We start from the raw sequence: 15,068 nt of genomic DNA on the forward strand, positions 1-15,068 counted from the left end.
ATTGACTCCGGGTCTATTCTTCCCGTGCCTGATCCAGCACTTCCAGCCAGTCAAAACGACGTTCGTGCTCAGCGTTGTTACTGCCCTGACTGCTCAGTTTGGCATGAATGACTATTTTCTCCGGCATAAAACCCGCCGGTAAATCCACTTCACCGTTAAGGGTTTCAAAATATCGAAAATGGAACGTCAGCGACGTTTTCGGCGGATCGAGCTGCGCCAACATATCCACTTCCTTCATCTGACCAGCTGAACTGCCCTGCAAGGTAATCCGGATATCGCCTTTGACAAAATTTTTGCGCTTTTGTTGCTGCAACAACACCAGTGAATAACGGAAATGTTGTTCTACATTAGTGCTTTGAAAATTAATACTGTCGATAACAAAACCGTTGTCGCTCAGCTCGGGCGCCATCACTTTTTGGTAAAAGGATAGCTGATTACGGATTTGCTGATTATCACTAAAGGCCTGTTGCAGATCTTGTTGTGCTTTGAGATTGGCCCGTTTCTCAATTTCCAGTTCCACTCCCAGTATATTCAACTGTTTAATCAGTTTATTATTTTCATCGTTAAACTTGTCTATGCTGGCCTGCATACCGGCTATTTGCTGGCGCTGATATTCGGCCATCGCCTGTCCGGCGCAATACCCCAGATAAGCCACCAGACAGATAACCAGAAGGCATATTGCATAAAACTTGAATGCACCGATACGCTGTTTTATCGCTATTTCTTTCACTCTATTTTTGACTCTCGTTTCGGAACTTCATCAAAACCTTAACTTGCGATCAGGTTAATTAGCTTTAATTACAATAACTTGTGTTAAACTTAACGGCAAACTCGTTGCCTTGTTTATTATGTTGCTTAAACCTTATCACTATGAGCTTGCTCATCCCCGCACTTCTATCCAGCGTTGCCTGTTAGGAATAGTGGGCGGCTGTAGCGCGGCATTTGTGATTATTTTATTTCGACTGGCAATTGAAGCCATTCAGAAGATTTATCTGCAACAGGTGGATTATTTTACCACGCTTGATCCCTCGATTCGTTTTATTCTTCCGGTTTGCGGCACAATTTTAATTATAGTGTTTGCCTATATCACCCGCTTTAAGCATTACCGTATGGGCATTCCCTATGTGATCCACCGTTTGAAGCAGCGCTATGGTCATATTCCGCTGCGCTCCACTATTAACCAGTTTTTCGGCGGAATGATTGCACTGGCCAGTGGTTTTTCTGTCGGCCGAGAGGGTCCGGCAGTGCATCTTGGTGCGGCTGGCAGCAGTTTTTTGGGAGAATGGCTGAAATTACCCTATAACAGTATTCGAATTCTGGCCGGTTGTGGTGTTGCGGCGGGTATTTCTGCTTCGTTCAATACGCCCTTTGCGGCAGTAATCTTTGTGATGGAAGTGGTATTGCGCGAGTACAAGGTACATATTTTTGTACCCGTCATGTTGGCGGCAGCTTGCGGTTCCATTCTTACCCGTCTGGTGTTTGGTGAAGATCATGAAATGGCGTTCCTGCGTTTTGTCACACTGGATTACTGGATGTATTTGTATCTGGTATTACTGGGTATCTTTCTGGGTGCCATGGCCAGTTTATTTAATAAACAACTGATGCGAGTCATTCAAGGATTCAGACCTTTGGGTATGGCCTCACGTCTGCTGTTAGCCGGAGCCATAACTGGTGGAGTCGGTTACGTTCTCCCCGAGGCCATGGGAGCGGGACTCAGCGCTATCGACGTGGTTATTGCCTCGCCGGATAACATACAACTATTGATCGCCATTTTGCTGGGTAAGTTTTTTCTGACCATTGTCGCTATCGGTCTGGGTGTGCCCGGCGGTATTATCGGTCCGATCTTTGGTATCGGCGTATTAACCGGCACCATCGCACTGTTACCTATGGGCTTTTTACTGGACGATGTGGGTACCTATACCAGCAGCTTCGCGCTGTTGGGGATGGCAGGCATGATGACCGCAGTACTGCATGCCCCTTTGGCTGCGTTATCTGCTGTGATGGAACTGTCATCCAATCCCGACGTCATTCTGCCTGCTATGCTGGTAATTGTGTCGGCCTATGTTACCTCTACCCAGTTATTCGGTAACAGTTCAATATTTATTCAGCAATTGCAGTACCAAAAACTGAGTTACAAATCCTCTTCCGTGCAAATCGCGCTGCAAACCACCGGTGTATTATCGGTGATGGATGCCGACTATCGTTTATTTAAAGGCTCTCCGGATAAAGCGATCCGTGATTGTCTGGAGCAGTCCCCGACCCAATTGGTAGTCAAGGGTGAAGATTTCGAGATTGGTATGCAATATTCACTGGTCGAATGGGACACTAGCCTCAATCCTCATCAATCCACGCCATTGAAATTTACCAATATGGAAGGTGTACCGGCACAGGCAACGCTAGCGGAAGTGTACGAGATTCTGCAAGCCAGCCGACACGGCGCTGTCTATATCTATAACGACGTGCCGGATGATATTATTGGTGTCATCAGTTGGCATAATTTACGCAGTTACCTGCATAAGGAATACTATTAATGCTATGGCTAAAAGCGTTACATCTGTTTTTTGTCATTGCCTGGTTTGCTGGCATTTTTTATTTACCCAGACTGTTTGTCTATCACGCCGAAAGTGAAAATATTGCGGTAAAAAAACAGCTGGCGGTGATGGCTCACCGTCTGTACTGGTTTGTCACGCCTTTTGCGCTACTGACCCTGATATTTGGCGTTGCGCTGATTGCGGTTTATGGCATGGACTGGTTTGCGGCCAGTCATTGGCTGCATATTAAATTGGCACTGGTTGTGCCCTTGTACTTGTATCATTTTTATCTGTATAAATTGTTGCAGCAAGTCAAGCATGGTACCAGTAATCACTCTGTCAAGTTTTTTCGCATCATTAATGAATTACCCGTACTGGTATTATTTGCGATAATCGCTTTAGCCGTAGTGAAATTTATTTAAGTACTTTTTCTGCAACCATTATCTGTTACAACGTCGTTTTTTATACCTCGGACCTGATATGAGTACAGCTGCCCAACAAAAAGGCTTATGGGGCATGAGCCGCCCGTTGCTAGTTGAGCAATGTCTACAATTTAGCGTTCCCGTTTTTGATACTTTTTTTCTAAGTCGGGTGAGTGATACCTCTGCAGCCGCAGCAGGCGCAATGACACCGGTTCTATTCTTTTGCGCCAATATAATGTGGGTCGCTGTATTCTCCGGTGCCAGCATCGCCAGTCAACGTCTCGGAGCAGGCAACCAAACTCGCGCCAATGCGACAATTGCAACTTACGCAGTCTGGGTCATCATTCTAGCGGCGATTTTAACTGCGGCGCTTTATGTGGCAACCCCATATCTTACCGAAGCAATGGGATTACCTGGTCAAGTTCAAATTGATGCCAATATTTATCTGAGCATTGTCTGCTGGCTATTATTAGTGCTGGCCTTTAAGGCGTTGTTCCAGTCTATCCTGAACATTTATGGCAAACCACACTGGAATATGTACGCCAACGTGGTGTATTTCATTGCCAATGTATTGGGTAATGCCATCGTCGTATTTGGCTGGTTTGGATTCCCTAAAATGGGACTAGTCGGTGTCGCCTGGGCCAGCGTGTTCGGTTCACTACTGGGTGTTCTGGTCAGCGGTATAGCCGTTTTTATGCGTCTTAAGCTGGAGTTGAAGTGGCGATTCTTTGTGGCTGAGTTTCGTCCCGCTTCCAGACACATTATCAGGTTGGGTGTCCCGAGCATGATTGAGCCGCTGTCTTTTGATATCAATATGATTGTATTAAACAGTCTGGCCGCCAGTTTGGGTGCCGTCGCGCTGGCCGCTAAAATCTATACCTTTAACACCTTTATGTTGGGTTTAATTATCAGTGTGGCGCTGACCACAGCAACCGAAGTACTGCTCACCCAGAAAGTCGGTGCCGGAGATTATAATGAGGCCAAACTGCAAGTCAGGCAAAGTCTCAAAGCGGCGCTTTGGGGGACGGGGATTGTGGCGTTTGCGCTACTGCTATTAAACCATCCTATTATGAATTTGTTTACTGATGATGCAATACTACTAGGTAGCTCATTCTGGTTATTTCTGCTAGCGGCATTATCCGAACCGCCACGCACTGCCAATATAATGCTAGCCAGAGCCTTGCGCTCCACCGGAGACGCTTGGTTTATTTCTATTGTGGGTCCAATATTTACCTGGTGTATCGCTTTACCTTCGGCTTACATTATGGCCTTTGTCTTCAACTGGGGAGTTTACGGCATTTTGGCATCGGCCATTTTGGATGAAGGCAGTCGGGCAGTATTTTACTGGTTTCGCTGGAACAAAGATCGTTGGCATCACACCCATGTCCACGCCCGTGAGCAGCAAAAAGTTGTGGTCGAAACTTAACCTTGCGGTGGTGTTTGCCAGCCACTATTTTTTATCATCTCAAGGCAGAAAATGCGCCAGCTTCGTGTTAGAATTACGCCAGTTCTAACCCTCCTAACACGTTGTGATCATGAGTAATTTTCGCGGTAAGCATATCTTGTCGGTCAATCAGTTTGACCTCGACAGTATTCGACAAATTTTCAGTGTTGCCGACCAAATGGCGCCCTATGCCCACCGCAAAAAACGCACCAAAGTGCTGGATGGCGCGATTCTGGGCAACCTGTTTTTTGAAGCGAGTACCCGTACCCGGGTCAGTTTCGGTACCGCCTTTAACCTGTTAGGCGGTGAAGTGCGTGAAACCGCCGGCATGGCGACTTCTGCCTTGTCCAAAGGGGAGTCTCTATATGATACTGCAAGAGTGCTCAGTAGTTATTCTGATGTAGTCGCCATGCGTCACCCCGACAGTGGCTCGGTGGCAGAATTTGCCGAAGGCAGTCGCGTTCCGGTAATCAACGGCGGTGACGGTGCCAATGAGCATCCTACCCAGGCATTGCTCGATTTATATACCATTGCGAAGGAACTAAAGTTCCACGGACACGGAATCGACGGCATGCATATCGCCATGATTGGTGATCTTAAACATGGTCGCACCGTGCATTCGCTATCCAAACTGTTAAGCCTGTACCGTGATATCCGTTTTACCCTGATTTCCCCCAAAGAACTGGCAATGCCGGATAGCGTTCTGGACGTGATTCAAAACGCCGGACACCGTTTTAAAGTGACCGACCAGCTGGAAGGCAATATGGATGCCGATATCTGTTATCAGACCCGCATTCAGGAAGAACGCTTTGAATCCCAACAGGAAGCCAACTTATACCGGGGAAAATTCCGCCTGAATCAGGATATTTACACCAAACACTTCCAGTCCAAAACGGTGATAATGCATCCGTTACCTCGCGATTCACGCGCCGATGCCAATGAGTTGGACAATGATTTGAACCTCAATCCCAACTTGGCTATTTTCCGCCAGGCCGACAATGGTGTGCTGGTCAGGATGGCCCTGTTTGCCCTGACACTGGGTGTCGAGAATATTATCAGTAACTACGATTGTGATGTGCAGTGGTTTAGCACCAAGTCTGAAGCGACAAACAACGAGAATTAAATGAATAAATCCCAGCAACTTTTCCAGCAAGCGCAGCAGCAAATTCCTGGCGGAGTCAATTCTCCGGTCAGAGCATTCAAAGCTGTGGGTGGCACGCCGCCTTTTATCGAACGTGCCGATGGCCCTTATATTTATGATGCCGATGGCAAACAATATATCGACTATGTGCAATCCTGGGGCCCGATGGTACTGGGTCATAATCACCCTCAAGTACGTCAGGCGGTGATTGACGCGGCACAAAAAGGCTTAAGTTTTGGCGCGCCCACCGAGGCCGAAATACGTATGGCCGAACAGGTGTGTAAGTTGGTCCCGTCTATGGATATGGTGCGTATGGTTAATTCCGGCACCGAAGCGACCATGAGCGCAATTCGTCTGGCGCGAGGTTATACGGGTCGGGACAAAATTGTTAAGTTTGAAGGTTGTTACCATGGCCATGCCGACGCCTTGTTAGTCAAAGCCGGTTCTGGCGCGTTAACTTTGGGCGTACCCAGTTCACCGGGTATTCCGGCAGATTTTGCCCAGCATACCATTACTCTTGAATACAATAATGTCGATTCAGTACGCCAGGCCTTTGCCGAAATAGGTGAACAGATCGCCTGTATTATTGTTGAGCCGGTGGCAGGCAACATGAATTGTATTCCGCCTGTTGACGGTTTTCTGCAAGGCTTGCGCGACATCTGTAATGAATATGACAGTGTGCTGATTTTTGACGAAGTAATGACCGGCTTTCGGGTCGCCTTGGGCGGCGCCCAAGCATATTATCAGATCGTACCGGATCTGACCTGCTTGGGTAAAGTGATTGGTGGCGGTATGCCTGTAGGTGCTTTTGGCGGTAAACGCGCGATAATGCAGCAGATTGCGCCGCTGGGCCCGGTTTATCAGGCCGGCACCTTATCCGGTAACCCTGTCGCAATGGCGGCCGGCTTGGCTGCATTAGAAGCCATTCAGCAGCCGGATTTATATACGCAGCTTACTCAGGCTACCGAAAAACTGGTTAAAGGCATGCAAGCTCTGGCGGATAAATACGGCATCGCGATGACCACTAACCATGCGGGCAGTATGTTTGGCCTTTTCTTTACCGATGTAAACAAAGTGGTGAACTATCAGCAAGCAATTAACTGCAACGCGGATGTGTTTAACCGCTTTTATCACGCCATGCTGGAAAATGGTGTATATCTGGCGCCCGCTTCTTATGAAGCCGGCTTCGTATCTGCCTGCCATGACGATGATATCATCCGCCAAACGCTGGATATTGCCGATAAGGTATTCAGCCAGCTTTAGCTTGGTTTGATACGGTTTGGCTTGGCAGAAGCGGCAGTTTCTGCCATCTTAGTGGCTGCGTATTAACTCTGTATGTAGAAAAATTCATTGATTGAATCAATAGCTTCACCCACATTAACGGCTTCTCTGCTTTTCGTCGTGATCGTTTTCGGCATTATTATGCTATGGATGACGCAACGGTTGCGTAATCTGGCCAAGTTATACAGGGTGTTGCGCAAACAAACTCACCTAAGCCTGACCGAGGACGACACCTCCGAGTTCGCGCAACAGCAACTAGTGCTGCAACTGCATAACCAATTAGCCGAAGCCAAACATATCAGCGAAACATTCAGAAAATTTGTCCCCAACCAGTTTTTTGAGCATTTGGCCAAAGACGGGCTGGAATCAATTGAGCTGGGTAAAGCCGATGAGGATGAAGTGGCGATCCTGTTTTGTGATATTCGCGGTTTTACCAGCTTATCCGAGAAAATGTCACCACAGGAACTGATGAATTTCCTCAACTCCTATTTTCTGCGTATGAATGCTCCAATTCATGAAAATGGCGGTTTTATCGACAAATTTATTGGCGATGCGATCATGGCTATTTTTGATCATCCCGAAGGCAACAACGCCGATAAAGCCCGCGACGCGCTCAAGGCTGCATCGGATATGCGTACTGCGCTGGATTTATATAACGAGCATCGCGCCAATTGTAACTATCCGCCGGTTAATAACGGCATCGGTATTCATTTTGGCCCGGTGATAATGGGTACTGTCGGCTCTGAAGATCGGATGGATAGCACGGTAATTGGTGATAGTGTCAATACCGCTTTTCGGCTTGAATCGCTGGCGCCCAAATTTAATGCCGACATTATTGTGACCGCCCAAACACTGGATATATCCGGTATGCGTGAAACCTATCCGCATCGGGTACTCGACTGGGTGAGGGTTAAAGGCAAACAACAACCCATCGAGGTATACGAGATCCTCGAACACCTGCCAGAAGAAGAAAAAAAACGCAAACTCTCTACTGCCAAACTGGTTGAACAGGGATTAGCCTTGCGTATTCAACAAAATTGGGACCAGGCGATCAATTGCTTTCAACAGGCTTTGCAAATTCAACCAGAAGACAAGCTGGTCAGTTACCATCTAGAACACTGTTACCGCATGCGTAGTAACCAGATGCCCGCCGACTGGGACGGCGCACTGAACATCTGATCCATCATTATTGTAACCTTGTTGCCAGGCCAAATATCACAGGAGCTATAAATGTCATCCAGACTGGGTTTGTTATTATTGACATTAACGGTTATCAATCCAGCCTATAGCGCAGATCAACAGGCCGAACAGCAAAACGCGCCACAACAAGTTGAAGATGACAGCTCAGAACCCGCTTTACCGCCTTCGCTGATTGACCAAAGATTCAAATCAGAACAGAGTCTGCTGGCCGACCCTTTTGGTATTACTCAATATCGCCGTAACTATGTACTGGCCTTCAGTTACATCGACAATCCCAATCAGATTGGCAGTAGTGAATCGAATCAGGACAGTATTGACAATGTAGAAGCCAAATATCAAATCAGTGTGAAAATGCCGTTATATCGCACCGACAGCGGAGACAGCGCGTTATTTTTTGGTTTCACTGCCGTGTCTTTTTGGCAAGTTTACAGCAGTGAAGTATCCAAACCTTTTCGGGAAACCAATTACGAACCCGAAATTTTCTACAACTGGAATACTTCATACAAGCTGTTGGGTTATCGCTTTAATGCCTTTCAGTTAGGTTTTAATCATCAATCCAACGGACAGAGTGAGTTACGCTCGCGTAGCTGGAACCGATTATACGCGTCCTTGCTGATGAGTGACGCAGACAACTTCTATGCACTAAAACTCTGGTATCGCATTCCCGAAGACAACAAGCTTGACCCACTGCAACCCACCGGTGACGATAATCCGGATATTACCGATTATTTAGGGCATTTCGAATTAACCTACGGCACCGAGCTTGGCAACTTCCAGATGTTGGCAAAGCTGCGTAATAACCTTAAAACCAGCCACAACAAAGGCAGTATAGAGCTCAATCTTACCTACGCAATCAGCGATCGCTACGACCTGATCCTGCAATACTTTAATGGCTACGGTGATTCATTAATTGATTACAACAATTACCAGCAACGCATTGGATTGGGAGTGCAACTGGCGTTTTTCTAAAACCCGAATAGCACTTGATTACTGCTATTAGCCAGTTTACTTGTTTTTATTCAACGCATTAAATTTTGCCATCTGCTCATCGGTGGCTGGCAGTTGATATTTTTCCTGCCATTCGCTGTAGGGCATGCCATAAATTTGTTCACGTGCCGTTTCCAGATCAACTTCAACGCCGAGCTTTTCGGCTTCTGCTACTGTCCATTTGGAAAAACAGTTGCGACAAAATCCGGCCAATATCATTAAATCAATATTCTGCACATCCTTGCGACTATCCAGATGTGCCAGTAAACGGCGGAATACTGCTGCCTGAATTTCAGTTTGTTTATCCATTGCAATGTCCTTAAATTATTTGCACATATACGTTTGGGATTACCCACCAAACAAACGTTGCCAAAAACTTTTCTTTTCTTTCACCACCGGCGTGTTGGCAGCACAGCCTTGTTGTGGTGCTTCAAGCCCATCCAGAATCGCTGGTAAATTGATACTGCCTGCACAGGCATTGGCCAGCAGGTGACCGCTATGCTGATCAAAATGGACGATATTGACGCCGTCTGGCATAGGTCTAATCAGCGATTTAGGATGCTGGCTATGCTGGTAACGGACATACAAGTCCAATGCGCCGCTAGCGCCGGTTAAATAGGTAGTTTGATTGTCGTCTTTGCCGACCCACACTGTGGTCACCATATTACGATCAAAACCGCTAAACCAGCTGTCCCGGTAATCATCCGTGGTACCGGTTTTACCCGCCATATTAATACCCGGGAATTCACGTTTTAATCTTTTTGCCGTTCCCTCCCGAGCCACTTTATGCAATGCATAATTAACCAGATAAGTCGCTTTGGGATCCAGACGCGTTTCGGCGTAAGACGGATGTTGCCAGATCAGGCGATTATCTGTCGACATAACAGTTACCAGCGCATGCAGGGGAATATAGCGCCCTTCATTAGCAATAGTCTGGTACATCTGGTTAACTTGTAACGGACTGAAATTCACCGCGCCTAAGGTCATCGCCGGATATTCGGCTATCGCATCTTGAATACCTAAACGGTGCAAGGTTTCCGCCACCTGATCCAGCCCTACCTGCATGCCCAGATTAACTGTCGGAATGTTGAGTGAATGGGATAATGCGGTGATCAGATTGACTTCACCGCGAAATTTTTTGTCGGCATTCAGAGGCTGCCACATTTGTCCGTGAGTACTGCGCATTTTGAGTGGTTTATCCGGCAGTACTGTCGCCAGATTATACTGTTCATCCTGTTCCAGCGCGGTCAGATACACCGCCGGTTTGATCACCGAGCCCACCGAACGCTTGGCATCCAGAGCCCGGTTAAAACCGCTAAAACGGGTATCGCGGCTTCCCACAATAGCCCTTAACTCACCACTTTTGATGTCAGTGACCAGCATTGCGCCTTGTAATTCGGTGATGCCTTTATGCTGTTCCAGAATCGGCAGTCCGCTGCTCAGGGACATTTCCGCGCGCCGTTGGGCTAACGGATCCATAGCGGTAAAGACCTTAAGGCCGGATTGAAACAATTCCGGATCGGGTAACACAGCACGTAATTCACGCGTCACTTCATCCATAAAAGCCGGATGTTTACCTTGTGCCAGACGAGTGTCACTGGCTAATCTCATCGGTTTGACAACCTGCTGTTGATAGGCACTTTTTGTCAACAATTGTGCTTCAAACATCATCCTTAAAATCATATCGCGACGCTCAAGCACCCGTTCAGGATGACGGCGAGGATTGTAAAATGACGGGCCTTTGACCATACCAACCAAGGTGGCAATTTCCGCTACATTCAGTTCCGTTAACGGCCGATCAAAATAGAAATGACTGGCCAAACCGAAACCGTGCACACCGGTAGCCCCGTTTTGGCCGAGGAACACCTCATTCAAATAGGCTTGCAGGATGACATTCTTGCTGTAACGAAGCTCAATTAGCAACGACATCCAGGCTTCATTGATCTTGCGTAATAGGGATTTTTCACGAGTCAGAAAGAAGTTTTTCACCAGCTGTTGGGTCAGCGTACTGCCGCCCTGCACATTGCGTCCGGCCTTAATGTTAGTGATCAACGCCCGTAAAATAGAAGAAGGCATAATCCCGTGATGAGAATAAAAATCCCGATCTTCCACCAGCAATAGAGCCTGCACCAGCGACTTGGGAACATCATCAAGATTAACCAGCATGCGATCTTCATGGTCGGCACTGATAAGCCGGGTAACCAGCCAGGGTTCCAGCCTGATTTGTTCGATATTAACCCCGGATTGCATATCGGTAATACGTTGAATCTTGCCGCCGCCAAACACGACCTGAATAAAGCGCTCAGGCTCGCTACCATCGGGGAATTCAAATTCACGACGTACAAAGCTGATACTTTGCCCTTGCTGGATATAATCGCCGCTTTGCCGGAGTTGTTTTACCGGCCGATACGCCAACAAATTCAGCTCATCCACCAACTCAGCCTGACTGAGTTCCAGCTCGGTATGCAAAACCAGTGGTCGGGCAAAAATCTGTGCCGGGACTTCCCATTTATTGCCGCTAAAACGTGACTGGATTTGTGCATCAAGATACAGACTATAACCGCCCACCAACGCAACAAATACCAGGGACAACTGCCACCAGTGGTGTATCAACCATCTCCACACTCGTTTTAGAAACGACTGTTTAACCGGTTTTTCTGGTTTCTTGTTGCTACGTTTAGTTTTTTTGGGGGCCACAGAAAAGTCTTTAGGTTAGGAAATTAAATCTAACGATGTAGATCGTATATGCACAAAAGGCTATGCCCGAATTGTAACGTTTCTGACAATGAATTACAGCCTCAACATAGCAATCTTGCTATTCTGGATTTCTGCTTACATATATTTTTTGGTTTTGGTTGTTGCCGTTGCATTAGCCGGATCATCCGGCCAGAAATGTTTGGGATAGCGGCCCTTCATTTCTTTTTGCACTGCTTTATAACTGCCCTGCCAAAAGCCGGCCAGATTACGGGTTTTCTGCAACGGCCGCCGGGCGGGAGACAACAGTTCGAGCAGGATTGGCAGTTTACCCCCAGCCAGTTTCGGTGTGTCAGTCATGCCGTACAGTTCCTGCATCCGAACCGATAGCGTGACCTCTGTATCCGGGTGATAGTCGAGCCGGATACTGGTACCGCTGGGCACACTCATGTGGGTCGGAAGCTGTTCATTCAGCTGTTGTTGGCTGGGCCAATCCAACATACTTTGCAATATTTGGTAAAAATCCAGTTCACCAAGTTGCTTCCAGCTCGTCACTTTGGTTAAGTAAGGCAGCAACCAATCAGATAAATTATCGGTTAAGCCAGATTCGCTCATATCGGGCCAATGACTATCACTAATATATTGTTTGGCTAGCCTGACCCGATAGATTAATTGCAGTGCTCTTTCATCCAGGGGCAAATTCATCACTCCCTTGTTTACAATAACCTCCAGCCAAATCGCATCTAACTGCTGTTGCTCAATATGGCTGGCCGGATGTGCTGACAACAGGATTTCACCCAACATTTTGCGCTGCTGAACCAGGATACGCTGCTTTGAATTATCCCACTCACAATAGAGTTTATCGCTAATCAGATGACTGAAGTGTTGTTCAATATCAGTTTGCTGAATCGGTTCTGCCAAGGTAATGCGCACGTCGCCCTGCTGCTTGTCGGTACTCAACATGGCACCAATCGCAAGCCATTCGTGCTGGCCAACAGGATCATCAGGGAACACGTCAGCTCCACAACCATTGACCAATAAATATCCCCCATTGGCACGGCGTTTTGCCAGCCATTGCGGGTATCCGTATGCAAGCAACAGCGCCGTATCAGTGCGCGGCCAGGTTTTGATCTGGCAACCCAGACGTTGATGCCAATGGCGAATAGTTTGCCAGATTGGCGCAGCGCTATGCTGCTGCAGATAATCCAGCCTGGATTGTAAAAGTACAGTACCGTGATTGGGTAGTGGATCCTTGCTTTCCAGCAAGCTGACCAAGGTTGCCGCCAGACTCTGATGGCTAGAACTCATCAATTGGCTTTTGACCAATATACTGGCATTGCAAGGATGCCCCCCCATTGCATGCAGTGCTTTACCTCGTACAGTGAGTTTTCCTTGAGAATCGAGCGCATCGAGTTCACGCAATAATGCCAAGGCCTGGTTAACCTGAGCAATCGATGGCTGGTCGATTAATCCCAACTGTGTAATATCACTGCCCCATACGGCGGCCTCAAGCACAAAAGACGTCAAATCGGTGTTCAATATTTCCGGCGTGCTGTGTGATGACAATCTGTCTTGCTGTTCACGGCTCCACAAACGATAGCAGGCTCCGGCAGACAAACGTCCCGCTCGACCTGCTCGCTGGGTCGCGGATGATTGGGAAATTCGCTGCGTAACCAGTTGGGTAATCCCCCGCGTTAACTGGAACAGCGCTTTTTTCTCGATACCGCTGTCGATCACCACTTCGATTCCATCAATCGTTAAACTGGTTTCGGCAATATTAGTGGCCAGTACAATTTTTCGCTGACCAGCAGGACAGGTCGAAATCGCCTGCATCTGTTGCGCTTTGGACAATTCCCCATACAAACAATACAAATGTGTATCCGACCCGATAAATGCTCTGACTGCCTGCTCGGTATGGCGGATATCGGCGGCACCGGGCAAAAAAACCAGTATGCTGCCGCTGTGAGTTTGCAATACCTGCTGAATAACGCGAGACATTTTTAACGATAATGGCTGGCTCGACGTATCCGGCACGTATTTAATCTCTACCGGATAACTGCGCCCTTCACATTGCAATAACACCGATGCCGGTAACAGTTCTTGCAATGAATGTGTATCCAGCGTGGCTGACATCACTAATAATCGCAGATCATCACGCAGCGCCTGCTGCACTTCCAAACACAACGCAAGCGAGAAATCGGCATAGATGCTGCGTTCATGAAACTCGTCAAAGATAACCAAACCTATTTCTGGAAGCTCAGGCTCGCTTTGCAACATTCGCAATAAAATGCCTTCGGTGACAATTTCCAGACGAGTGCCGGCGCTGGTTTTGTTCTCCCCCCGAATACGGTAACCCACAGTTTGCCCTACCGATTCACCAAGCTGTTCTGCCAGATAAGCAGCGATACTGCGCACTGCAATACGCCGGGGTTGCAACATAATAATTTTTCTACCCCGAAATTGTTGCAGTTGCAGTAAATGCAACGGCAAACAAGTGGATTTACCGGCACCGGGCGGAGCCACCAGAATCACGTCCTGCTGAATAATATGTTGTTTAAGCTGTGGCCAGATTTGCTCAACGGGTAACAAGGTTTATTTCTACTTAGCTATTTCAGATCTGCGGATCATATCATCAGAATGGCTGTTGCCACTCAATTCAGCACAAACTGCAACAAACACGTGGTGTTAAAGCCAGGGTCTGTTAAGTTGGCACATTATTCGCTTATTTTTGAATCATAAAGGCACATTCGGGAATCAATATACAGCCATGCAACAATTCATCAAAGCGACCGTTTTATTACTGCTACCTCTGGCCATGTGCGGGTGTAACACGCTGATGTTTAGCAGTAATGACAAAATTTGTTTCAGTGATGAGGGGGAAACTTATGCTTGCCAAAACAAGGCTGCTCAATCGACTCATGATCCACTGAAAACCATGCCAGTTTCAGGATCTCAGCAGGTTGCCAACAGGTTTCAGACGCCTGATCACTTCGTTTCGCTGAACGAGTATGTCAAACAGTTGGCAGTCAACTTACATGATCAACTTGGTGAGCAAAAAATCAGCCAGCCGGTTTTAATCAGCGAGCTGAATTCGGCTCTGCCCGTATCGGCAGAATCAAGCCGCCTTATCCAACAACTGAAAGTTATGCTAACGACCGAGCTGGCCAAAATGGGATTACCCGTCTACGGTAGTGACATTGCCTCCGCTTATCGTCACGAATCCACTGTCGGCTATGAATTGCAAACTAGCCTGCTTTCCTATCGAGATGCCATTCGCATCGATATATCGCTTGTGGACCTGCACAATCAGGCAAGTGTGTCGTCTGCCAGTACTGAAGTGCCGGCATTTATTTACGCAAAACTATAAC

The 15,068-nt window shown here is 47.4% G+C and carries 12 protein-coding genes; 8 read left to right on the plus strand and 4 right to left on the minus strand.

Annotated elements, in window-relative coordinates; genetic code table 11:
* Positions 1 to 13: 13 nt before the first annotated feature.
* Positions 14 to 730, minus strand: coding sequence for a DUF6776 family protein (locus V1467_RS17835; protein ID WP_416306330.1), 717 nt, complete (start codon positions 728 to 730; stop codon positions 14 to 16).
* Positions 731 to 848: 118 nt separating this feature from the next.
* On the opposite strand from V1467_RS17835, the gene V1467_RS17840 reads away from it, so the two are divergent.
* The 7 genes from V1467_RS17840 to V1467_RS17870 all read left to right on the plus strand — a co-directional run bounded on the left by V1467_RS17840 (position 849) and on the right by V1467_RS17870 (position 8,988).
* Positions 849 to 2,531 carry a chloride channel protein gene (locus V1467_RS17840; RefSeq protein WP_416308722.1) on the plus strand — a complete coding sequence of 561 codons (1,683 nt, stop codon included), beginning with the start codon at positions 849 to 851 and terminating at the stop codon, positions 2,529 to 2,531.
* Positions 2,531 to 2,953 (plus strand): CopD family protein, encoded by a 423-nt coding sequence (locus V1467_RS17845; protein ID WP_416306331.1) that lies wholly within the window; start codon positions 2,531 to 2,533, stop codon positions 2,951 to 2,953. The genes V1467_RS17840 and V1467_RS17845 overlap by 1 nt, the downstream gene beginning before the upstream one ends.
* 58 nt (positions 2,954 to 3,011) lie before the next feature.
* A complete protein-coding gene (locus V1467_RS17850; RefSeq protein ID WP_416306332.1) occupies positions 3,012 to 4,379 on the plus strand; it encodes an MATE family efflux transporter in 1,368 nt (455 codons plus the stop codon).
* A 109-nt stretch (positions 4,380 to 4,488) separates the two neighbouring features.
* Entirely contained in the window at positions 4,489 to 5,520 is a 1,032-nt protein-coding gene (locus V1467_RS17855) for an aspartate carbamoyltransferase (protein WP_416306333.1), read from the plus strand.
* Positions 5,521 to 6,801 carry a glutamate-1-semialdehyde 2,1-aminomutase gene (hemL, locus tag V1467_RS17860; protein ID WP_416306334.1) on the plus strand — a complete coding sequence of 427 codons (1,281 nt, stop codon included), beginning with the start codon at positions 5,521 to 5,523 and terminating at the stop codon, positions 6,799 to 6,801.
* A gap of 87 nt (positions 6,802 to 6,888) precedes the next feature.
* On the plus strand, positions 6,889 to 7,998 hold the full coding sequence (locus tag V1467_RS17865; RefSeq protein WP_416306335.1) for an adenylate/guanylate cyclase domain-containing protein: 1,110 nt from the start codon (positions 6,889 to 6,891) through the stop codon (positions 7,996 to 7,998).
* 51 nt (positions 7,999 to 8,049) lie between these two features.
* Positions 8,050 to 8,988 (plus strand): phospholipase A, encoded by a 939-nt coding sequence (locus V1467_RS17870; protein WP_416306336.1) that lies wholly within the window; start codon positions 8,050 to 8,052, stop codon positions 8,986 to 8,988.
* A gap of 36 nt (positions 8,989 to 9,024) precedes the next feature.
* Here the strand turns inward: V1467_RS17870 and V1467_RS17875 are convergent, their stop codons facing one another.
* The 3 genes from V1467_RS17875 to hrpB form a co-directional block, all read right to left on the minus strand.
* A complete protein-coding gene (locus V1467_RS17875; RefSeq protein WP_416306337.1) occupies positions 9,025 to 9,315 on the minus strand; it encodes a DUF1244 domain-containing protein in 291 nt (96 codons plus the stop codon).
* A gap of 39 nt (positions 9,316 to 9,354) precedes the next feature.
* On the minus strand, positions 9,355 to 11,703 hold the full coding sequence (gene mrcB, locus V1467_RS17880) for a penicillin-binding protein 1B (RefSeq protein WP_416306338.1): 2,349 nt from the start codon (positions 11,701 to 11,703) through the stop codon (positions 9,355 to 9,357).
* Positions 11,704 to 11,838: 135 nt separating this feature from the next.
* On the minus strand, positions 11,839 to 14,289 hold the full coding sequence (gene hrpB / locus V1467_RS17885) for an ATP-dependent helicase HrpB (RefSeq protein WP_416306339.1): 2,451 nt from the start codon (positions 14,287 to 14,289) through the stop codon (positions 11,839 to 11,841).
* Positions 14,290 to 14,467: 178 nt separating this feature from the next.
* Between hrpB and V1467_RS17890 the strand changes: the two genes are divergently transcribed.
* Positions 14,468 to 15,067, plus strand: a complete 600-nt coding sequence (locus tag V1467_RS17890; protein ID WP_416306340.1) for a hypothetical protein — start codon at positions 14,468 to 14,470, stop codon at positions 15,065 to 15,067.
* Position 15,068 lies beyond the last annotated feature (1 nt).

The organism is Neptunicella plasticusilytica (assembly GCF_047922965.1).
GTDB classification, from domain to species: Bacteria; Pseudomonadota; Gammaproteobacteria; order Enterobacterales; family Alteromonadaceae; genus Neptunicella; species Neptunicella plasticusilytica.

Coding starts and splice junctions, on each gene's coding strand:
- V1467_RS17840 (WP_416308722.1), top strand. CDS start 849: ATGTTGCTTAAACCTTATCACTATGAGCTTGCTCATCCCCGCACTTCT.
- V1467_RS17845 (WP_416306331.1), top strand. CDS start 2,531: ATGCTATGGCTAAAAGCGTTACATCTGTTTTTTGTCATTGCCTGGTTT.
- V1467_RS17850 (WP_416306332.1), top strand. CDS start 3,012: ATGAGTACAGCTGCCCAACAAAAAGGCTTATGGGGCATGAGCCGCCCG.
- V1467_RS17855 (WP_416306333.1), top strand. CDS start 4,489: ATGAGTAATTTTCGCGGTAAGCATATCTTGTCGGTCAATCAGTTTGAC.
- hemL (WP_416306334.1), top strand. CDS start 5,521: ATGAATAAATCCCAGCAACTTTTCCAGCAAGCGCAGCAGCAAATTCCT.
- V1467_RS17870 (WP_416306336.1), top strand. CDS start 8,050: ATGTCATCCAGACTGGGTTTGTTATTATTGACATTAACGGTTATCAAT.
- V1467_RS17875 (WP_416306337.1), bottom strand. CDS start 9,315: ATGGATAAACAAACTGAAATTCAGGCAGCAGTATTCCGCCGTTTACTG.
- V1467_RS17890 (WP_416306340.1), top strand. CDS start 14,468: ATGCAACAATTCATCAAAGCGACCGTTTTATTACTGCTACCTCTGGCC.